Origin of the sequence: Collimonas silvisoli (genome assembly GCF_018305005.1) — a bacterium.
GTDB classification, from domain to species: domain Bacteria; phylum Pseudomonadota; class Gammaproteobacteria; order Burkholderiales; family Burkholderiaceae_D; genus Collimonas; species Collimonas silvisoli.
This window is the reverse complement of record NZ_JAGQEG010000056.1, coordinates 16,563-38,644: the sequence shown is the minus strand read 5'-3', so window position 1 is coordinate 38,644 and position 22,082 is coordinate 16,563. Positions and strand designations below refer to the sequence as shown.

Sequence of the window (22,082 nt, the reverse complement as noted above, 5' to 3'; positions counted from 1 at the left end):
CGGCAACGATTAGTCGCCCTGCTGAACGAAGACCGACCCGGTCGACATTACGACCGGGTCGTCAAAGCGCTACCTCAACGTTACTCCGTCCGGGTCCTGAAAAGAGACCTTAACTGAACGGCATTAGGCTCGTCAGACTTCTTTATAACGACGTAACCCCGGCTGCGCTTAAGGCCTGTTTAAGCGAAAACTCCAACTCAATAGGGCTTGTTTCAGATGAAGGGGCCAGCATGTTTAGCGGTGAAGCGATGACTGACTTCAGCCTACATAACCGATTGTGGGGCGGCGCTACGATTCAGGTCGACCGTGCGAAAAAAAGTCTCATCGTTGAGGACCCAAGACTCACAATTTCGGTGATGATGCAACCTGGCGCACTCCACAGATATTTTGACCGAAAAGGAGAGCAAGCCAGAGAGGAAGGCTTTTTTGCACGATTCAATTTTTGCAGCCCGCCGTCGACACAGGGAACGCGCTTTATTTACAACCCGGTCACTTCGTGGCAGCATCTTCCGGTATTTCAGGCCCGAATCCGTGAATTAGCAGATGCGAATGTTGGTCAGGAGGGTGAGCCTGTGGAAAAAATTACCCTATCGTTTACTCCCCAAGCCCAACGTCGTTGGATTGGTGCACACAACGACATTGAAGCAGGAGTAAGTCCAGGGCGAGAATTTTTCAACGTAAAGGACTACGCGGCAAAGCTTGCAGATAACGTGGCGCGACTGGCAGCACTCTTTCATTATTTTGACGGTAACGAAGGTCAGATCTCCCTCGACACCCTGGAACGTGCGATAACGGTGCAGATATGGTTTGCGAATGAATATCTCCGGCTGTTTTCGCCGTCACAGATGCCTCAGGAGCAGCTGGACGCGAACAATCTTGAAATTTGGATCGCCCAATATGTGAAGCGGATCGGTTTGCTGCTAAATATTAAGCGCAATTACATTCTTCAGTGCGCTCCGGTTAGGGCGCGCTAATGCGTTCCTCGACGCGCAGCGAGCCGCTGGAGCAGTAAAAAAAGCTATTTCAAAAAGTAACTGAATACTTCCCGGTGGTCTGGATGGTGTTTGAATTGCCGGGGCCGACCGTTGCAGTATCGAAAAGCTTTCTAAGTGTTGATTTGCGTCGAAAACTGACCCACTTAGCTGGATAATTTGCATCGAAAATTGACCCACGTATAGACCACAATCCTACTCAATATAGTGAGTGGGAGATTGGAGTGATCGACGTGGCATTATTAGGCATTATTCGACGCTGGCACCTTCGTGACCAGGTCTCCTTGAGGGAGATCGCCAGGCGCTTGGGAATCTCCAGAAACACCGTCAGACGTTATTTACGCTCTGAGGTCATAGAGCCTGCTTATCGGGATCGACGCACTCCCAGCGCTCTTGATCAGTACGCCTTCAAACTTTCATCCTGGCTTAAAACTGAAGCGACCAAATCTCGGAAGCAACGCCGCAGCTTGAAACAGATCCATGCCGATCTATGTGCGCTAGGTTTTGAGGGATCGTACGACCGGGTTGCTGCCTTTGCGCGGCAGTGGCGAGTGGATCAACAGGATAGGGTCAATTTCGCAAGCAAAGGCACAGGCTTACCCATCACTGTCATATTATTGAAACGGGAAACGACAGTTATCGCTTTAAAAACAGTTCAACACGAAAAGCCGAACAGGAGGGCAAGACCCAATTAATCTCCATATGACGCAGAAGTCGTAATTAGGAATGGGTCAGTATTCGATACAAAATGCGGGTCAGGATTCAGTGCAATTCAACAGACCTGCATTCAAAAATGAATCTCAGCCTAGTGTTACTGACTATATAAACGTGCAAATATTCTTCCTACATACTCACCGATTTCGTGTTTCTCGTGCATGTATTTTTGTAATGTACGATCAATCGAAGTTATTTCTTGTCCGCGCTGACGGTGCATCGAAAACGATACTAGAAAAGGCTCTGGATAAGGTCTGGACGTAGTACGCCAATCTCGACGGCACAGAAAAATGCAACAGCGGCGACGGCGATAACGATGTAGTGAAAAATCTTCATTCCTCTTTTATTCGCACCGGGAATGCTGAAAGGTGCGTTCGACTTACACCCGCCGCAATAGGTTGCTGATGGGGCGAATCGCTGGCCGCAATTGGCGCATTTGGATAGACGCATTTTTACTATCGATACCCCTGACTGGGTAATATAAATCAGGTTTTACCGCCCATCTCCGCACTATCCAGAGCTGAAAAACTTCCGGCAGTTTCTTGTCCAAGGCCCCTTGTATTGTGTCAACGGAGTCCCGATCAATGGTTGCGTCAGTCTTCGGAGAATTGATTCGCATTTTATAGTCGGTCTCTTTCGGCACAACTGGCCTGTTGGAAGTTGACATGCGCTCCGGTTTCAACGGCTTGGCTTCCAAAGTCCAGACGGCTTTGCAGGAAGATCCATACAGCGGGCACGTATTCGTGTTCCGTGGCAAGCGCGGCGATATCATCAAATTACTCTGGTGGACCGGCGACGGCCTATGCTTGCTGGCCAAACGGCTTGAGCGTGGCTGATACCACCGATAACATCTCCCATGAGCCTTCTCTGGTGATAAATATGGTTGCGTAGTTGTCTTGTAGAATTTTTTCTGAGTTACACTTACCCAAAAAGCGGACTCAACGACCGCACGATATTCACCCGCGAACCACCGGCAAGCGGCACATTGACCAAGGATCCGGAGAGCGCTAAAAGACTCTGGCCGGAGGGTGCGCTGAAACTGAAAGGCGTCGAAGAAGTCACCCCGCCCATTGATCCATAAGGGCCATAGGTCACACCATTTTTCGTCTTGAACGTGAGTTGAGCGACGCAGTTCCAACCATACCACACGCCGGTTGCGCCCGATACCGAAACAATGACGTCTCCGCTGGCCACCTCGATGGAAAATGCCGACCCACTGGTATCGCCATGCTGCGGCAAGGAATAGGTGCCATTGGTGACTTGAACCGCGTTCAATATCTCTCCTGCCATCACGTTCATTCCGGTAATGAGCGGATTGCCCAACAACGTGATCGTCGGGCCGTCATTAAAGGACATCGCATTGACCTGCATGGAAGTCGTTGCTGCGCTCGATAGGGGTTGCGCATTCAGGCTGTAATCGACGGGCTGAATGGCAAAGCTGCAACCGAAACTCGTCCCGATGGCGCCGAGATTAGGAATCCATGCCGTATTCGCGCAAACCCGCATCAGCCATTGCGGCGAGGCGCCGTCCGTCCTCCATATGTCGAAGAAGCGCGCTGCGCTGGCAGGATAGGTCCAGGTCAGGAGCGCGCCCATCGTCGCCTGGTCGGAATAGACCGGTTGCGCGCTCAATGCTTGAACAGATGCCGGTGGTGCCAAATCTGCCTGCGCCACGGAGATCAACCCGATGGTCACGCCGTAGTTGGCGCCGGGCGTCTGTCCATTGTTGGCTGGTCCCACAACGAGCACGACCTCGCTGATCGTTTTCCCGATGTTCGCAGTCATCGTTTCCATGACTGCCAGCCATCCGTTGAGCGGCGCCGCCGTAGACGAGGTTGTGTAGAAGGATCCGTCCGAGAACACCAATCTGATCTGAACCTGGGGATAACAAGCAGGGGATAGCGGATTGAAGACCACCTGGATGTTTGTCGGTTCGGCCACTTGGGCTGCGATATCGTAAAGTCTATAGGATGCGATATCGGTCGCCTGAGCATTCGTCCCCTGGACGACGAGGCAAGCCCCGCCGTCATAGCCGGCGCCATAGGCGAAGCTCATGCCAAAGGATGTGGCGCTTCCCGGCAAGGCCCAGTAGCGATAGGTAGGCTGCGCTCCTTCCAAGCTGAGGTTGCTCCAGGCGGCTGAACTTGCCGGGTTTCCTCTGACGACGAAATTCTCTCCGCATCCACGGTCGAAATTTGTAGCGAAGGGTAATGCACCACCGACGATCCGCTCGGGAATGTATTGTGCAATGCAATTCGAAGTGAGGCTTGATCCCGAATTATGTCCGGATCCGCTTCCAATCCAGAAGCTGATATCTGACTGCTCGAAATTCTGATGATGCGGCTGCGGCGAAGCGCCTTGTGCGGTTTCAAACGTCCAGCCTGGCGCAAAGAGACCGGTAGAGGTTTTGTAGTTTACACATTGGCCGACCGCCCAGATCGCATCGTCGCCGGGCTTGGTATTGCCGGGATAACCGCCGGAACGCCCATAAACGTCAACGCCGGTGAATACTCCGGTAGCCGAACGATCGTCCCCAGAGGTCGTCTGAACCGATGTCGGAAGATATCCGGCAGGATCTCCGAACCAACCATAATTGGGGAAAAAGCCGTCGCTGACGATTGCGTTGCTCGGCCCAAAAAAGGCATTGTTTTCACTGTTCAAGCAGTTCTGGTAGAAGAGTTCCCCGTTCGGCAAGACCGAGTCATACCAGACGACGAGGGCGTTCGGATTGACCGCCCGCAGAGCGGTGCGAAGATCCTGGACAAATGAAATCAACTGACTCCCCTGCGCGGCACCCATCCCGTTGATTTCGACATTGAAGAACCAGCCTTCGAACCCGTAATGCTGAGCAATTGCCGTCAATTGCTGGATGCATTGCGTACTATTGCCCAGCATCGTCGTCATGTCGGAGAGGCTGCTGCCTTCGAAGTCGATCGTGCCAATCACCGGCACGCCGTGCAGATGTGCGGCGTTGATCCACCAGGTTGTGGGCACATTGATCCTGTGGTGGGCGAAGTAGCAGAAATTGTCCAGGTACTCCCAGAACGTGAAATTGTAGGTGTCGATCGTAGCGACGCCCTGAGGGAAGAGGTCGCCTTGGCTGACATAGCCTCCCTTGAAGTCGCTACAGTCTTCGACTAACGCCCCCGAGATTGCCGGCCTTGGACGTAGCGGAACCTGGGCGATGTTGAAATTATCGAAGGCTTGCGTGCCAGGCGTCCAAGCCAGCAATGCGTCGATACTGCTGAGATAGAAGGATTGTGGCGCGGTCGAAAAGGAGCTCATGTTTTTTCTCAAAGAAGCGATTCAATAAAACCGACGAAGTGGGCTATATGTCCACGTTGATCGAACAAAAATTCACATTAACGCTTTTGATAATGGTTTCCAGTTTTCGGATTTTTGTAATGTCCGCCCTTGTGCGAAGACCCGTGTCCGCCAGAGTAGTGCCCGCCTCGACTTGCATGGTTACCGCTATGGACGCCACTGAGGCTTCCTCTTGCATAGACGGGAAACGCCATTGCCAAAGATAGCAACCCAATCAGTACACTTTTCATATTTTCCTTTGAAGTCATTGGAGCCAAGTGCCGACCCCGCCATGGTGCGAGCAGGTTCCACGATGATGGGTGCTAAAACTGTAGGAGCCGTCCCGGCATCGGGCTGACGCACCTGCAGGGACTTCGCCGGATTTACTCTTCGATGGGGAATGCACTTCCTGCTTGTCTTTGTTGAGATAGTGCTTGTGCGTCTGAAGATCGGCTTCGTTCGGCTGGACTTGCTGCGTACGAACTTCAACGGAGGCCTGTTTGTCATCCGCGTGAACACCTAGCGCAGCTGTGGCGAGAAATATTCCGACAAGTAAGCCCCTGGACACTCCGGCCCAAGTTCGCTTTATGCCTGCCATGGTGATTGATTTCATGCGGATTCTTCTGGCAGGTCGGATTGGCGGTCTTTTTAGAAAAAAGATGTGCTAGCTGGCAACAGTATCCAAATCAATGCAGCGCTTCAAGCTGTCAACTTTGATAGCTTGCTTTTTACAAAGTCATCTGTAACCGACATGAAATTCTGTGAAATTTGTAGGTGAAGAGCCGGTATCAAAGACTCTGATGTTTCTTAGATAATGCGCGAGGCATTGTGGCATTGAAATTAAACAGCAGTAATGCGGGACACGTTTTTTGCAATAGACTGTCTTGCTGTATCACTGTCTGATTCTATTCGTCAACATTATGGTCACCTCTCGTCCTAAAAAACGTCTTGCATCGACTCCGCGGCGTATTCGTCCCCCGTTTGTTTGGACTGCTAAGGCCGACGCTCTGCTGGGCAGGACTACAGATGCGGCGATTGCAAAAAAAAATGGGCCTCAGCCATGGACAGGTTCGCTTGCGTCGACAGTCACTCGGCATTCCTGCCGCGATACGCCGTCCAGAAGCGCTCAAGAAGATCACTGCCAGAAGCGGTGCTCTTCCAGTCCCGTCAGAATCGCATGAACAACGTCGACAGGACGCCAATTTCTGATTGATCAGCCGCATGTTCAAAGAGCGAGGAGCGCGTTTGCCGATACCGAAGATAAGGCGTTGACGGCTTATCTGGAACGGGAATTAGCCCAGGTGTACTCCAAAAGTCTGCACCCACCATCTTGCCCGTATTGTCAGTCGCGGCGTACGATCTTGCAGCAAAAGCCACATGGATGCCATCCATTACCGCGCTTTGCCTGCCGGACATGCAAGCAGAGTTTCAATCGCGTGGCCGGTACGCCGTTGTTCCGATTGCGTGCGGCAAAACTTCCCCTGTTTATTCGACTGCTATCCCAGCAAATTCCGTACAAAGAAGCGGCGCGACGCCTTGGAGTCAGTATCGACGCCATCCAAAACTGGGCAAAGAAATTCAGGATATGGCTGTTGCAACTCGATCCCACTGGAAAATGGGAGAAGAAAGTACGCTTGGGGATCAAGGCACGTCCGCATATCCGTTGCCCGCGCTGCGGCGTCGATGGTGAGAAACATTTTGTTGGATATATGCCCACCGGCGAACGTAGATTGTGCTGCCCAGCCTGTGGCACGGCATTTGGCATTAGCGATGCCGAAAGTCTGGCGCGGGAGACGGTCCGCCTTGAGGTCTTCCACGACCCTGGCAAGGTAACTCTTGATACCGAGACTAGCGATTCGTAATCGGTTTTTGCTTGTGTTTGGAGAGTGAAACTTGCCTTTGTGATGTCAATTAACCACAAATGTGTCAAAGATTGCAAAACAACACATGTTGCAAAGAGTTTCTGTAGATAAATAGAATGCTATTTTGTAAAATCGAGCAAATTTAATTGCAACATTTACAAAGAAAGCAACAATGGGGAAGCATGCGGAGATCACGAACAGTCACCAGGTCATCGTGACCAGAGCTGAGCGCCGGAAGCCGCTCGCGCTGTTGATTAGTTTGTGGCTGGGTACGTCCGTATCGGGCTGGGCGGCTGACATTGCAAGATGTCGCTTGGCGATCACATTTCTGATTTGAAAATGAGAAAGTGATAAAAAATATATGACCGCGACCCAAGTACCTCTATTGACCGAGGGGGTTGACAAAAATAGGGACGTATTGTTTGATAACTTAATCCGCGATGCTGTCTCAGTCCAGACCATTGACGACTTCAAACAATGGACGCGTGAAGCAATTCGCCCTATTTTTCCTCACGAAACATTGGGTTGTGGATACGGCCGTATCCATGCCGGCGGGGTCGGAACTGATGGAATCATTGCTGTCGACTACCCCATTGAGCATTTGAAAGATATTTGTAATAAGGCTGGCGGCCTTGATACGCCAATTTTGCGCCGCTGGCTGATGACGCGTGAGCCTCAACTGTTTGACGGTGATGTGCCTTGGCCAGACATACCCCAACATTGGTTTGAGCAGTTTCAACGACATGGGATGAAAAACGTTGCAGCACACGCCGTCTACGATACTGAGCGCTGCATTGGCACCTATCATAGCTTTCATCGCATTCCAGGTGTTTTAGGCGAAACGCATATCGCCATGTTGAAGCAACTGGCCCCGATCATGCACGAAGTGCTGTGTCGCGTGATTGAGAATCTGAACAATGTGAATGCCTTTGAAGCTCGTCTATCTTCACTATCCGTACGCGAACGCGAGATTCTGCGCTGGGTGGCTCAAGGCAAAACAAATCGAGAAATTGCAGAGGCGATCTTCTTGAGTGAAATGACAGTCAAGCACCATCTGATGCGCATATTCCAAAAACTGGGGATGGAAAATCGGACGCAGCTGGTGAGTCGTCTTGCCGAACATGAAGCGCGTGTGCAACCCGCATATGGGGTCAAAATATTTTAAGTCTCCCCCGTTGCCGACGAGGGAATGGTGTGGCTAGCACCATGCCGATGGCGTGCAAAAAGGAACTAAAGTTCTATATACCGTCAATCAAAGATGCGATATTTTGACGCATCTCTTCAATTTATATAAAAAAATGAGAGCGTGAAATCAACGCATCTCAATACGTCAGTAACAATAATAAAGGCAGTAATGTATGGGGAAGCGTTTTAAACGCAAGGGGAGTCTGTCGCTTGCCAAGGGTATGTGCATGACATTGCTGTTGGCATCCGTATTGCCAATCGGTCGCGCTCAAACGGTACAAACAACGGACAGCGAAGAACAGCGTCGCCGCAGCCAGGCCGAAGCGCAGGAGCGCCAGCGCCAGTTGCAGGCGCCGAACGTCAATTTGCAAGGCGCTGCGCCAGCGGAAGACATGGACAGCCTGGCGCTGCCGGCCGAATCGCCGTGCTTTGTGATTCGCCAGTTTGTCCTCGATGTTCCGACCCAACTGTCGCCAGCCATTCGCGCCGCGGGCGCCAGTGACTTACCGCACGATCCTTTCCGGTTTGCAGTCAATTACCTTCGCCAGTATGAAGGAGCCTGCGTCGGTAAAGAAGGTCTGAATGTGATCGTCAAGCGGGTGACCAATCAAATTCTAGCCCAGGGCTATAGCACCACGCGCCTAGGGATTCCCGAGCAGGATCTCGCCAGCGGTACATTAAAACTGGTCCTGGTGCCTGGCGTGATCAGGGCGATCCGCTTTAGTGATCCTACTCTGTACGGCACATGGAAAACCGCTTTTCCGACCGGGCCTGGAAACTTGCTTAACCTGCGCGACCTGGAGCAGGGGCTGGAACAAATGAAGCGCGTGCCGAGTCAGGATGTGGATATGCAGATCGTTCCTGGCGACGCGCCAGGCGAAAGCGACGTGATGATTGCCGTGAAACGCAGCAAGCCGTGGAAGCTGACCGGTACGCTGGACGACAGCGGTGCCAAGGGAACCGGCAAGTTGCAAGCTGGCTTGAATCTGGCGGTCGACAATCCCCTGGGGCTTAACGATCTATTCAATATTGGCATCAGCACCGATGCCGACCGCAAGGCTGGCCAGCGCGGTACCACCGGCAACAATATTTACTACGCTATCCCTTTCGGATACTGGAACTTCGCGGTCTCTGGCAGCACGTATGATTATCACCAAGCAGTGGCGCAAGCCAGTCAGCCATTTATTTCGCATGGCAAGTCGCGCAATCTGGAACTGAAGATTTCGCAACTGTTCCAGCGTGACCAGATGCAAAAGAACAGCTGGCAATTTAAGGTCGGCAAGCGCTGGAGCCATGCCTATGTGGACGATACCGAAATCCAGTTACAAAACCGTGATACCACGTTCGCCGAGCTGGCTTGGGTACACACCCACTACTTCGGCAGCGCGCAACTGGATCTGTCTGTCGCTAACAGATGGGGCGTCAACTGGCTCAACGGTCAGACCTATCTGAAAGATCTGAACGGACAAGAAAATCCTGCCACCAACAACCTGCACTACACCTTGCAGACCATCGACGCCACCTTGAGCGTGCCGTTCAAGATCGCTGATCAGCCTGTGACCTATATCGGCACGCTGCACGGTCAAGCCTCGCGTTCGCAACTGATCCTGGCCGATCAATTCAGCATCGGCAACCGGTACACGGTGCGCGGCTTCGATGGCGAGTTGACTCTGGCCGCCGAACGCGGATTTTATTTGCGCAATGAATTGAATCTGCCGATTGCCAACAGCGGGCAGTCGGCCTATGTCGGCCTCGACTACGGACAGGTCTATGGTCCCAGCGTGCGCGGCTGGCCGCAGACAGCCGATAGACCGGGCAATGCCGGCTTGCTGGGCAATAAGCTGGCTGGCGCCGCAATCGGTCTGCGCGGCGGCTTGTCCGGGTTGACCTACGACGTGTTTTCCAGCTGGTCACTGCTCAAACCACAAAGCTTTAAGACTGCGACGCCAGCAGTTGGTTTCAGTCTCGCCTATCAATATTAATCACCAATAATAGAGAATAAAAATGCAAATGGTCTATCAAAAGAAAATCGCCTTCCAGTTAGCAAACGTCGTTGGTTTGGTGTGTCTGGGAGCGTTGAGCGCATGTGGTGGCGGTGGAGATAACAACAGCACAGCTAATGCCGGCAGCACTTCGCCAGCCGTCACTGCGCCAGTGACAACGCCGGTGGTTACGCCTGCGGTCAATACTTTGCCCTTCAAACGCATGGGAATCGACTTCAGCACCAAAGGGGTGACAGAAGGAGTAGACCTGGGGGCGACGATAGATACGTCTGCCAATATCACCTTCGCGCATCAGCCATCAGGCACGCAGGATACTGGACCTAGTATCAATTTCACCTTCGCATCCGGGTTACCGGGTGGCAGCGTTGTAGCGAGCCACATCTTTTCGATCAGCAATGGCGCCGCCAACAAGAACATCAGGATACTGGCGCCGAATGCCACCAAGATGGTGCAAAACGTCGCCTGGCGCAATATCGATGATCCAACGGTGCTGGGTTTCGACCTCGCAGGGTATCCGACCGATCTCACAGCAGTGACTTGGCCGGCTACGGGCACAGCGACTTATACCGGCACGGCTTTCCAATACACGATGGAAACCAGTAACACTCCGGGAGTAACAAGTAGTGGCCGCGCGCTGTACACCTCAGATGTCGTCGCCACGGTGAATTATGCAGCCCAAACAATCACTATCGCCGTTTCTGGTAATCCAGTCCTCGTCGAGAGCAGCGGCACACCATCCGTTGTTGATCCAAGTAAATTCGCCAGCACGTTGACGTATACCGGCGTCAGTTATTACGCATTGAGCCACACATTTGACAGTCCGGCGCTGACGAGTGGATTAGGACTCGGGGGCGGCAGCAACATGTTGCGTTTTTTTGGCCCTAATGCAGAAGAGTTTGGCGCTATTTTCCAATTCGGCGGTTATCTGAATTCCAATACGGCGACGCAATTCATTGCCTTGGCGCTGCGCAAACAATAACCCCGCATTTCAGCCATACCTGGTTCCTCGTCAACGTCTGATGTTGTTGACGATGGAATCTGAGATTACTTCTTTCCCTACTTTGGATTCACCATGAACAAGCAAGCGTATCGCGTCATCTTCAATAAAAATCGTGGGATGTTGGTCGCGGTTGCAGAAAATGTTCCGAGTCAGGGTAAAGGCAGCCAATCGGGTAGCTCATCCGCCGTGACCCATTCGCCGCTGATGCGCTTCGCGCAATTGGCGGTCGCCGTGGCCGCCTTGTTTGGCGGCGTCGCCATTGTGCAGGCGCAGATTGTCGCCAACCCGACGGCTGCGCCGAACATGCGCCCGACCGTTGGCGTTACGGCGAGTGGCATTCCCTTGATTCAGATTGCACAGCCGAATTCTGTGGGACTTTCGCATAATCAATTCAGCACCTTCTCGGTCGGAAGCCAAGGTGCGGTCCTGAACAATTCCCAGGTGGTGACCGGGACTCAACTCGCGGGTCAAGTTCAAGGCAACCCCAATTTATCGGGCGGCAGCGCCAACGTTATATTGAATGAGGTGGTGGGCGGCAGCCGCAGTCAATTGAATGGCTATCTGGAAGTGGCCGGACAGAAGGCGCAAGTCATTATTAGTAACGAAAACGGCATCACCTGCTCGGGCTGCGGCTGGATCAACACGTCGCGCGCTGTCCTGACGACAGGGGTGCCGGTCTTCGGTGGCGATGGCAGCCTGCAGGCCTTCCGCGTGACGCGTGGCGATATTCAAATCAACGGCCTCAACGCCGCCAATACTGATCAGTTGGACTTGATTTCCAGATCTGTCGCCGTCAACGGCCAGTTGTGGGCTAACCAGTTGAACGTTGTCACCGGAACCAATCAGGTCAATTTTGCTGATTTAGGTGTGCAGACCATCCAAGGCGACAACAACAAGCCGACCATCAGCATCGACGTAGCCGCACTTGGCGGTATGTATGCCAACAAGATCCGCCTGGTAGGCACAGAAAATGGCGTCGGAGTGAGAAGCCTGGGTGGCATTGCTTCGCAGGCCGGTGACCTGAACCTGGACAGCCAAGGCCAAATTACCTTGGCCGGCCACACCAGTGCAACCGGTTCAGTGACGATACATAGCCATGACGGCGTCGTCAACAGCGGCACGGTATATGGCCAACAAGCCGTTTTGGTTTCTAGCGACAATCAAATTGCGAACACCGGGACAATCGCTGGTCAGTCAGACCTGACGTTGTTCGCGGGCAGCATCGCCTCGACCGGCGTCCTCGGTGCCGGTATCGACGCCAACAGCCAGGCCACACAATCTGGCAATCTCAACCTGGTGGCTGCTGGCAGCTTGTCGGCAACCGGCCAGAATGTGGCCGGCGCGAATGTGGCGATGAATGGCGCGAGTTTGGATATTTCGCATGCGCACACCAACGCCGCTGGCAGTACGACACTGACGGCGCGCGCCGGCGACATCAACCACACCGGTGGCAATATCCAATCGGCAGGGGCGGCAGCGCTGAGCGCCAACGGCGCCGTGATCAACGATCAGGGCATCATCAATGCCTCGCAACTGACTTCCCAATCCACCAGCCTCTCGAATCACGGCGGCACCTTGAATCAGTCGGGTAGCGGCGCCACGAGCATCATCACAAGCGGCCTGTTGGACAACAGCGCGGGTGTCATCACCACCGCCGCACAAAACGTCACTCTGCAAGCGGGCAGCCTTTCCAACGATGCGGGCCAACTGAGCCACACCGGAACCGGCACCTTGACCGTGAACAGCGGCGCCATGAGCAACGTGGCCGGTAATGTAGCGACTGGCGGGCAATTGGCCGTCACTGCCGCCAGCGTGAATAACCAGCGCGGCCAGTTGATCGCAGCAGGCGCCGAGAACATCGCGGTGACCGGCGCTGTGTCGAATAATCAGGGCGTGCTGCAATCGGGGTTGGGCATGACGGTGCAGGCGAGCGCCATCGACAACAGCGGCGGTCGCATCACCTCGCTCGACGCCAGCGGTTTGACACTGTCCACCACGGGCCAACTCACCAATGCGGCAGGCACGACGACAGGCGGTGCTGCTGGCGGCGTCATCGGCGGGAACGGCAGCGTATCGCTCACTGCTGCGAACGCGACCAACAACGGCCAGATCACGGCCAGCAACAATCTCATCGCCAGCGTCAACGGCGTGTTGGACAACAGCGGCGGCCATCTTGCTGCAGGACAAACGCTACGAGCCAATGCCGGCGCACTAACGAATAACAGCGGTGCTATCGATGCGGCCACTGTCGCGCTAACGATTACCCAGTTAAACAATTCTCACGGCAAAGTCAGCGCGGACCAGCTGACGATCCACAGCACGAACCTGACCAATCAAGCGGGACAGTTGTCGCAGTTCGGTACCGGCGCCAACGTGATCGACGTCGCCGGCACGCTGGACAACAGCGTGGGCGGCCTGATTCAAACCAACAGCACCGACCTGACGCTGACGCCGCAGACGCTGAACAATTCTGGCGGATCCATCGCGCATGCGGGTGCGGGCACCCTGACGGTTAATACCGGCAGCGGTGCGGTGCAGAATCAAAACGGCAGTATCGCCACCAGCGGCCAGTTGGCGTTGACGGCTGGTAGCGTCAATAACCAGGGCGGGCAATTGACAGCCTATGCCGGTGAAACGTTGGCCGTCGCCGGTGCGTTGAACAATGCGCAAGGCACTGTGCAGGCGGCGAAGGCATTGCAGGTCAGTGCTGGCAGCGTCGACAATACCGGCGGTCATATTGTCTCGCTCGACGCAAGTGGACTCACATTGACCAGCACTGCCCAGTTGACCAATGGCGCTACCGGTGTGATCGGCGGTAACGGCAACGTCGCCGTCAGTGCGACGAATGCGACGAACGCTGGCAGCATCACCGCCAGCAACAATCTGACGACGACGGTCGGCGGCACTTTGGACAACAGCGGCGGTCGCCTCGCTGCTGGTCATGCACTGCAAGCCAACGCGGGAACACTGGTCAACAACGCCGGTGTGATCGATACGAGCGCTGTCGCGCTGACGATTCCTCAATTGGACAACTCGCACGGCAAAATTACCGCCGACCAGCTGATGATTCACAGCACGAACCTGACGAATCAAGCGGGCCAGATCGCCCAATTCGGCACAGGCACAAACGTCATCGCTGTCGCCGGCGCGCTCGACAACAGCGCCGGTGGCGTCATACAAACCAATAGCGCGGATCTGACGCTGACGCCGCAGACACTGAATAACGCCGGCGGTACTATTGCGCTGGCCGGCACAGGCACATTGACGGTCGCCGCCGGCAGTGGCGTCTTGCAGAACCGGCAGGGCAGCATCGGCGGCAACGGTGCAACCAACGTCAGCGCGCTCAGTATTGCGAACCAGGGCGGCAGCATATTTGGCGAGAAGGCCACGATTATCGTGGCCAGCCAAGGGGATATCGACAATAGCGCGGGCGGCTATCTAGGCGGCAGCCAGCTGACAGTCAGTGCGGCAGGCGCCGTCAACAATACAGCGGGCAAGATCGAAGGCATGCAAACGGGCCTTACAATCAATGCGAATAGCCTCTCCAACGCAGCGGGAACGGTACAGAGTCTCGGCGGTGCGCCCTTGTCGATTACCGCCGCACAGGGCATCAGCAATGGTGTCGCCAACGGCATCGGCGGTTTCATCGGCAGCGCTGGCGCAGTCGATGTCAACGCCGGCCCGTTCGACAACAGCGGCGGCACGGTGTACGCCAAGGACACGCTGACGCTGCAATCCAACGGTCAATTAACGAATACCAATGGTGTCATCCAGAGCGGATCGAACCTGAGCGCCATCGCCAGCGGCGCGGTCGTCAATAGCAATGGCCGTATCGAAGCGAATGGCAGTACAGCGACCATGACGGTGTCGGGCAGCAGCCTGGACAATACCGCAGGTCGGATTGCCAACAGCGGTACCGGTCTCACCCAGATCAATGGCGGCAGCCAGATCACCAACACCAACGCGGCCAATACCGCCAACCTCGGCACCATCGGCGGCAATGGCGACGTGGCGCTGACCAGCAGCAACCTCGACAACAGCAGCAGCGGCCAGGTCATTGCTGCCGGCAATCTGACCTTGAACACAGGCGGGACGGTCAACAATAACGCCGGCAAGCTGTATGCCGGTAAAAACCTGCAATTGAATCAACCCGGCGCGGCGCTGACGAATATCGGCGGTGTGGTCAGCGCGGCGGGCAACATCAATGTCAACGTCGCCAGCCTTTCTAATATCTTCGGCCTGATCGCCACCACCGCCGGTGCCGGCGGCGACATTGCGTTGACGACCAGCGGCAGCCTGGACAATAACGCCGGCACGATTGCCAGCGATCATAACCTGACGTTGACGGCACCTACCTTGGCCGGCAGCGGCAAAGTGGTGGCCGGGCAGGATTCAGCAATCAGTTTACAGGGCGATTATGCCAATACGGCGATGAGCAACGTGCTGGCCGCCAACCGCGATTTGACCTTGTCGATTACCGGCAACTTGACCAATACCGGCAATCTGGAGGCGGTGCGCAACTTGACCTTGAATGCCGCCAATGTCGACAATCAGAGCAGCGGCTTGATCAATGCCGGCAATGGCGCGACTGTTATCCATTCGAGCAATGTCATTACCAACACCGGCCGGATCTATGGCAACGATATCGCCCTGGGCGCGCAGACCCTGACCAACGATGTCGATACGACCACCAATCAGGCCGGCGTGATCGCTTCGCGCAACACGCTGCAGATCGGCGCGCAGCAGATCGTCAACCGCGAACATGCGCTCATCCAGAGCCTGGGCGACATGGCCCTGGGCGGCGCGCTTGATGCGAACAACAATGTGACCGGTAGTGCCGCCAGCATTCTGAACAGTTCTGCGACCATCGATGCCGGCGGCGCATTATTCCTGCAGACGGCGTCGCTGACGAACCTGAATAATCATTTTACGACCGCCCAGCAGGTCGATCCGACGCAAACTGCGCACGTGACCCAATACAACCCGTGGTACGACCCCACCATCTGGTATAACCCGAATCAGCTGACCTGGGGTGATAGCGGTGACGGTGGCATTGTGCTGATTGATCCGATGGGTCAGCGTTACGAGAAATTCTCTAAAAAAGACTATACCCAAACCGTTTCAAACACGGTCGTCACCAGCAGCGATCCCGGCAAGATCAGTTCGGCGGGCAATATGACCTTGTCGGGCAATGTGACCAACGACAAGAGCACGATCATTGCCGGCGGCACCCTGGGCGGCACGACCGGCTCCATCAATAATATTGGCGCGATTGGGACCACCGACACGGTCAATCACATGACCGCAGGCGAAAATTATTATCACTGGGTCGAGGGTCATCCCCATCAAAATCACTATACCTACGTGAACAACGGCGCTGCCTACGATGTCAACTTGCCGTCAACCCCGCTGGCCTTGCAGGTCTGGACTGTCCAGCAGAACACCCAGCCGGCGACAGGCCCGAACCAGGCTGTCGGTAACGGTGTCGGTGGCAATGCCGTGCCGACTGTGGGCGGTCTCATGTTGGGAGCCAATCAGCCAAGTCTGACGGTTGGTGCGGCCATTGCCAATACAGTCGGCGCGGTGACAGGCAGCGGCGGCAGCAATACCGGCACTGCAGGCAATCAGCAAACCGTCTCCAATGCCAGCGGCAGCGCAGGCAAGGTCACTACCACGACCGGCAGTCACCAGACCCTCGGCACGCCGACGGTGCCATTGCCGAATCTGGTCTTACCGAACAATCAGTTGTTTACGGTACTCACGCAACCGAACCAGCCGTACCTGATCCAAACCGATCCGAAGTTTACGAATTACGGCAATTTCATTTCCAGCAACTACATGCTGGGCTTGCTTGGCTTGAATCCGGCGGTCACCGAAAAACGCCTGGGCGACGGCTTCTATGAACAAAAATTAGTCACTGACCAGGTTGCTCAGTTGACCGGCAGGCGCTTCCTGGGCGACTACGCCAGTAACGAAGAGGAATACAAAGCCCTGATGGAATCCGGCGTGGCCAGCGCCAAGCAGTTCCAGCTGACGCCTGGCATCGCGCTGACCGACGCACAGATGGCCTCGCTGACTTCCGACATCGTCTGGATGGTGAATCAGGACGTTACCTTGCCGGATGGCAGTCATACCCAGGTGCTTGCGCCGGTGGTGTATCTGACGCGTGCCGATGCCGGCGACCTTTCTCCGACCGGCGCGTTGATCTCGGGTAAAGACATCGACCTGACCATCAATGGCACGTTGAAAAATGGCGGCACGCTGCAAGCCTCCAACAACATGATTATTCAGGCAACCGATATTGCCAATACCGGTAACATTCGCAGCACGGGCAAAGACGGCACAACGATTCTGGTGGCGCAGAATGACGTCCTGAACAATGGCGGCAGTATTTCCGGCCACCGTGTCGGTGTGCTGGCCGGACGCGATGTGACGATGGGCACCGAGGCGATCTCGGCCACCAGCGTGCAGGGTACGAATACGGTGCTGGGCCGGGTGGCCAGCGTCAACGCCGATCAACTGTCGATCCACGCGGGCCGCGACCTCAATCTGGTCGCAGCCGCCGTCAATACCACCGGCGACGCGACGTTATCGGCAGGCCGTGACCTGAATCTGAAGGCAGTGAATACACAAAGCAGCTATAACGTCACTTACAACAGCGATAACCACCTCTACCTCAATCAGACCAAAGTCAATGGCACTGCCATCAATGCCGGCGGCAATTTGGCCTTGATTGCCGGTCAAGACCTGAATGCTTCCGCAGCCACCGCCAATGCCGGTGGTCAACTGGCAGTCATTGCCGGGCGCGACGTGAATATTGGGACGGCGCAGCAGGAAACCACCGCCGACCGGGCGATTTACACCACGTCGCACGGCATGATGTCGTCATCAAGCAGCCGTTCGCAACAAAATCTGCACAACACGGACGCCATCGGCAGCAGTTTTACCGGCGACGGCATTGCCATCCAGTCTGGCCGCGACACCAGCGTGCAGGGTAGCCAGGTGATCGCCAAGAGCGATTTGAATATCAATGCCGGGCGTGATCTCAACATAGTCAGTGCGCAGCAAACCAGCCAGCAAAGTTTCTCCGCCGAAGAAAAGAAATCCGGTTTCTCGGGTAGTGTCTTGACTGGCGTCAGCTTCGGCCATAGTGCGCAGGATCAGCACCAGAACGGTACGAGCGTCAACCAGATCGGCAGCGACATCAGCGGCGCTAATGTTCACACCAGTAGTGGGCGCGACACCACCATTACCGCTAGCGCCGTGACCGCTGATAAAGATGTCGGCATCTACGCCGGACGCGATATCAATGTCCTGGCTGCGGCCAATACGCAAACCTCGCAGAACGATAGCCACAGCAGCGGCACCAGCATTGGTATCATGGGCGGCGCCAATTTCCGCTTCACGAATTACAGTCAAACTAGCGCTGAACAAAACGGCAGTGGCAACGGTGTCGTGCAAAGCACCAGCCTGATTTCGGCCAATGGCGGCAATCTGGATATGCAAGCCGGGCTGGACAGCCAATACAAGGGGACTGGTCAAGGCAATGTCACTACCCAGGGCGCCGAACTGCTGGCTAAAAAACAGATGAGCATCGGCGGCAATGCAGTCGATTTGCAGGCTATCCAGGACAGCAGCAACAGCCAATTCCATGCCGAGACCCATAGCGTGACCTTGGGCAGCAGTTTGACCGGCGCTATTGGTGGCGCGCTCACCAGCATAGGGGATATGGCCACCGAGAGCCAGCACACCAGCAATGATCGCCTGAAAGGTGCGTTGGCTTTGAAAGCCGGCTATGACGCCTACAAGCTCGCGGGCGCGCTTCCCGGTGTGGGAAATGCGGTTCAAAATAGCGTCGGCGCAACGCAGGATGGTCTGGTCGGAAAGGATAATCCCGCCAATGCGGGTGCCGGCGCCGGCTTCGGCATCAGCGTCAACCTTGGCACCAGCCAAAGCAAGCAGGACAGCAAGAATAGTGCAACCCAGGCACGCGGCACGACTGCGCAAGCTGGCAGCATTGATATCACCGCACGGGAAGGCGATATCAACATGGAAGGTGCCAAGCTGCAAGCGCAAGATATCAGTCTCGATGCGGCCAAGAATATCAATCTGACGGCCGCCAAGAGCAGCGCCGATCTGCAATCCTCCAACAGCGGCAGCAGTGCCGGCATCGGCGCCACACTTGGCTCCAACGGCCAGCAAACCGGATTGAGTTTCCAGATTGGTGCATCGACGTCCAAGGGCCATGCCAATGGCACCGAGACCACCTATGACAACACGCAGATCAGCGCCACGAATCAACTGAGCATCAAGAGTGGTGGTGACCTCAACATGAAGGGTGCGCAACTGGCCGGCAACAAGGTCAAGGCTGATATTGGCGGCAATCTCAACATCTGGACCTTGCAAAACACCAGCAACTTCGACAGCAAGCAGGAAAGCGGCGGCCTCAGTTTGAGTATCTGCATTCCTCCGATCTGCGTTGGCTCGATGGTTGACTACAGCGTCAACTATGCCAAACAAGCGGTCGATCACAACTACCAAAGCGCGGTCGGCCAAAGTGGCATCGTTGCTGGCAGCGATGGTTTTGATATCAAGGTGAAGGGCAACACCGATCTGAAAGGTGCGGCGATCACCAGCACAGCTACGCCGGACAAAAACAGCCTGCAAACGGCCAGCTTGACCTATAGCGACCTGACCAACACGCAACACACCAAGTCAGAGAGTGTCAGCTTCAGCGATTCATCTAGTGGCGTCGCCGGCAACGTGATGGCTAATGTGCTGGGTAATTTGAACGGCAGCATCGGCATGCCGAAGAGCGGCGACCAGACCAGCGATACCAAGAGCGTGATCAGTCCTGCCAATATCACGATTACCGGCAGCGGCGACGCTGGGAAAGATGCGCAAAGCAAGGCAAATGTAACGACCCTGACCAGCCGTGATGCAGCCACCGCCAACACATCACTGGCCAATACCCTGACTTTACAGCAGGCACAGGATCTGCAAGCACGGCAACAGCAGGCGCAGGAGAATCAGCGTGCCGCCGGATTGGTTGGTTCGGTGTTGGCCAATGTGGTGGGCGATATCGCACAATCCAATAATTTGAAAGAGGGTTCCCTAGGTAAGATGGCGCTGCATGGAATCGTTGGGTTGATCGAAGCAAAGATCGGGGGAGGTAATGCTGCCGCAGGTATCGCGGCAGGGATGAGCGCTGAGGCGATGGCACCGATTCTGAGTGATTATCTGCTCAATCATGGTTACTCCAACGATCCAAGAAATCCGGATGCATTGAAAGCCTACAACGAGATGATGAATCTGGGAGCGACATTGGTCGGTGCCGCGTCGGGGGCGCTGGCTGGTGGCAGCACGCAGAGCGCTGCGACTGGCGCAAATACTGCGTTGATTGCGGATCGAAACAATCGGCAGTTGCATCCACAGGAAATTAAATGGACTGCGGATAGCAGTCAAAATTTTGCAGACGTGCTTTCGGAAAAATACCATCGTCCAGTGTCGCAACTGGAGGCAATGCGCTTATTGACGATGGCAGGGGAAGGCGATGTCGACAAAACCAATCAGGATTTATACGCCAAGACTTTAGGCTTATCGGGTTCTGAGTTGCGAGACCTGTATAACGATGCCAAGCAGTACATCAGTGCAAATGCAAAAGGTACTTTTACCGATGAATTTGGTGTGAAGCAAACTTTGTTTGTAGCGAAGGGCAACGACTTCAACAATTCTAGCGTTTACTCTCAGTATCGTAACAACAGTGCGTATCGAGATTATTACTGGACCGTCATGGGCGATAATCTCTTGCCTGACCATCCAACGTCACAGGAACTGGCGACTTATAATCAGCGGGAAACGTTGCGTCAAAGCAGTGCATTAAAAAATGCTTTGCCTGGTTTGGCGGTGGGAGCACTGACATTTGCCACAGGAAATATTGCTGGGCGGATGCCAGTTGTAAAACCGGCGGCTGCGGCTGAGGAGATTGCGGCTAATGCGTATGCGAAAGAAATTACTAATGCAGGAGTAGACGGTGAAATGGTGGGGCAACCACTATCGAATCGTTTAGCGTTTCAAGATGGGCGTACTCAAAATGCGAGTGACGTTAATTTGATGCATGCTGAATTCAATAATGTATCTCCTTATAAAACGGGCACGGTCGTAACGGACATGACATATGAGGTAGGGCAGCGTATGTACATGATCGTTGATAAAGATGGAAATATTGCAGGTTGGGCATCTCCAAAACCCATCAATAGTTCTCTTGAGGCTAGGACCAATTATGCGATTACGCCGGAATTTAAACCGGATATACCTTTGCCAAATGGCGGCTCTGGTTTATATGAAATGGAAGTGGAAGTAGTGAAACCGCTGCCAACACGTGTCGGTGTTGTGGGGGATCAGACATTCAAAGGTATTACTTATAATGGTGGAGAGACGCAAATTGAATTTTTAGTGCCGTCTAAAGACCGCGGTACATATTTGACTCCCATTCCAGGAACAAGAAAGCTAATAGAATGATTACTAATTTTCAATTGATTTTACTAAGTACAACTTATGATGCCGTGAATAATCCCTTTAAGCATGAAGACCCATATGGTGGTAGAAAATATGGAGCTTTATCGATAGGGTGTAGATGGCAATGCAATGGCCAGTGGGTAACGAAATTTCAAGGTTTTCCAGAACAGGCGCGGCGACAAACAATCGATGCGGACATGCTTTCTGATCATTCTGGGGTGGTTTTTGTCGAAATTGACGATGATTACAGTCGTAATAATAATGCCGTCATTTTTAATCCTGATGGCACCGAGAGAATTAGATTAACGAGCCCATACGGACAGTTTACGGCGCTAAGCCATGAAAATGATCAGTTAGGTTTTTTAGTTTGTGATGATAGAAATATCGAACGCTGGTACGCATACGATGTTGCAACAAACGAATTCACTCGTTGGCATCCGGTTCGGTGATCGCCGTCGAAAAATTTTTTGTATGAAGGCAACGCACGACATGTCGCCGGCAGACT

General features: G+C 54.4%; 10 protein-coding genes and 2 pseudogenes. 10 read left to right on the top strand and 2 right to left on the bottom strand.

Features of this window, described 5'->3' with window-relative positions:
* Positions 1-113: 113 nt before the first annotated feature.
* The 4 genes and pseudogenes from KHU33_RS15780 to tnpB all read left to right on the top strand — a co-directional run bounded on the left by KHU33_RS15780 (position 114) and on the right by tnpB (position 2,542).
* Positions 114-974 carry a YfjI family protein gene (locus KHU33_RS15780; RefSeq protein WP_211464604.1) on the top strand — a complete coding sequence of 287 codons (861 nt, stop codon included), beginning with the start codon at positions 114-116 and terminating at the stop codon, positions 972-974.
* A 242-nt stretch (positions 975-1,216) separates the two neighbouring features.
* A pseudogene (locus KHU33_RS15775) lies at positions 1,217-1,597 on the top strand (helix-turn-helix domain-containing protein); the annotation flags it as partial.
* A pseudogene (locus KHU33_RS15770) lies at positions 1,585-1,698 on the top strand (ATP-binding protein); the annotation flags it as partial. The pseudogenes KHU33_RS15775 and KHU33_RS15770, both read left to right, overlap by 13 nt.
* 673 nt (positions 1,699-2,371) lie before the next feature.
* On the top strand, positions 2,372-2,542 hold the full coding sequence (tnpB, locus tag KHU33_RS15765) for an IS66 family insertion sequence element accessory protein TnpB (RefSeq protein ID WP_211464601.1): 171 nt from the start codon (positions 2,372-2,374) through the stop codon (positions 2,540-2,542).
* Between the two features lie 85 nt (positions 2,543-2,627).
* Here tnpB and KHU33_RS15760 read toward each other — a convergent pair whose 3' ends face one another.
* Both KHU33_RS15760 and KHU33_RS15755 read right to left on the bottom strand, forming a co-directional pair.
* Positions 2,628-4,991 carry an endo-beta-N-acetylglucosaminidase gene (locus tag KHU33_RS15760; RefSeq protein WP_211464600.1) on the bottom strand — a complete coding sequence of 788 codons (2,364 nt, stop codon included), beginning with the start codon at positions 4,989-4,991 and terminating at the stop codon, positions 2,628-2,630.
* A 283-nt stretch (positions 4,992-5,274) separates the two neighbouring features.
* The gene (locus KHU33_RS15755; RefSeq protein ID WP_230414302.1) at positions 5,275-5,622 is read right to left on the bottom strand and encodes a DUF3761 domain-containing protein; all 348 of its coding nucleotides are present in this window, start codon (positions 5,620-5,622) and stop codon (positions 5,275-5,277) included.
* A gap of 748 nt (positions 5,623-6,370) precedes the next feature.
* Between KHU33_RS15755 and KHU33_RS15750 the strand changes: the two genes are divergently transcribed.
* The 6 genes from KHU33_RS15750 (at position 6,371) to KHU33_RS15725 (ending at position 22,026) form a co-directional block, all read left to right on the top strand.
* Positions 6,371-6,871, top strand: a complete 501-nt coding sequence (locus KHU33_RS15750; RefSeq protein ID WP_211464598.1) for a DUF746 domain-containing protein — start codon at positions 6,371-6,373, stop codon at positions 6,869-6,871.
* Positions 6,872-7,232: 361 nt separating this feature from the next.
* Positions 7,233-8,036, top strand: coding sequence for a helix-turn-helix transcriptional regulator (locus KHU33_RS15745; RefSeq protein ID WP_211464596.1), 804 nt, complete (start codon positions 7,233-7,235; stop codon positions 8,034-8,036).
* A 247-nt stretch (positions 8,037-8,283) separates the two neighbouring features.
* Positions 8,284-10,038: a ShlB/FhaC/HecB family hemolysin secretion/activation protein gene (locus tag KHU33_RS15740; RefSeq protein WP_230414301.1), complete on the top strand. Its 1,755-nt coding sequence runs from the start codon at positions 8,284-8,286 to the stop codon at positions 10,036-10,038.
* 22 nt (positions 10,039-10,060) lie between these two features.
* Positions 10,061-11,038 (top strand): hypothetical protein, encoded by a 978-nt coding sequence (locus tag KHU33_RS15735; protein ID WP_211464592.1) that lies wholly within the window; start codon positions 10,061-10,063, stop codon positions 11,036-11,038.
* 93 nt (positions 11,039-11,131) lie between these two features.
* The gene (locus tag KHU33_RS15730; protein WP_211464584.1) at positions 11,132-21,580 is read left to right on the top strand and encodes a hemagglutinin repeat-containing protein; all 10,449 of its coding nucleotides are present in this window, start codon (positions 11,132-11,134) and stop codon (positions 21,578-21,580) included.
* A complete protein-coding gene (locus KHU33_RS15725; protein WP_211464581.1) occupies positions 21,577-22,026 on the top strand; it encodes a hypothetical protein in 450 nt (149 codons plus the stop codon). The genes KHU33_RS15730 and KHU33_RS15725 overlap by 4 nt, the downstream gene beginning before the upstream one ends.
* Positions 22,027-22,082: the final 56 nt, after the last annotated feature.

Bases quoted from the DNA above. Each gene is read 5' to 3' on its own strand.
- tnpB (WP_211464601.1), top strand. From the start codon at position 2,372: ATGCGCTCCGGTTTCAACGGCTTGGCTTCCAAAGTCCAGACGGCTTTG.
- KHU33_RS15760 (WP_211464600.1), bottom strand. From the start codon at position 4,991: ATGAGCTCCTTTTCGACCGCGCCACAATCCTTCTATCTCAGCAGTATC.
- KHU33_RS15755 (WP_230414302.1), bottom strand. From the start codon at position 5,622: ATGAAATCAATCACCATGGCAGGCATAAAGCGAACTTGGGCCGGAGTG.
- KHU33_RS15745 (WP_211464596.1), top strand. From the start codon at position 7,233: ATGACCGCGACCCAAGTACCTCTATTGACCGAGGGGGTTGACAAAAAT.
- KHU33_RS15740 (WP_230414301.1), top strand. From the start codon at position 8,284: ATGACATTGCTGTTGGCATCCGTATTGCCAATCGGTCGCGCTCAAACG.
- KHU33_RS15735 (WP_211464592.1), top strand. From the start codon at position 10,061: ATGCAAATGGTCTATCAAAAGAAAATCGCCTTCCAGTTAGCAAACGTC.
- KHU33_RS15730 (WP_211464584.1), top strand. From the start codon at position 11,132: ATGAACAAGCAAGCGTATCGCGTCATCTTCAATAAAAATCGTGGGATG.
- KHU33_RS15725 (WP_211464581.1), top strand. From the start codon at position 21,577: ATGATTACTAATTTTCAATTGATTTTACTAAGTACAACTTATGATGCC.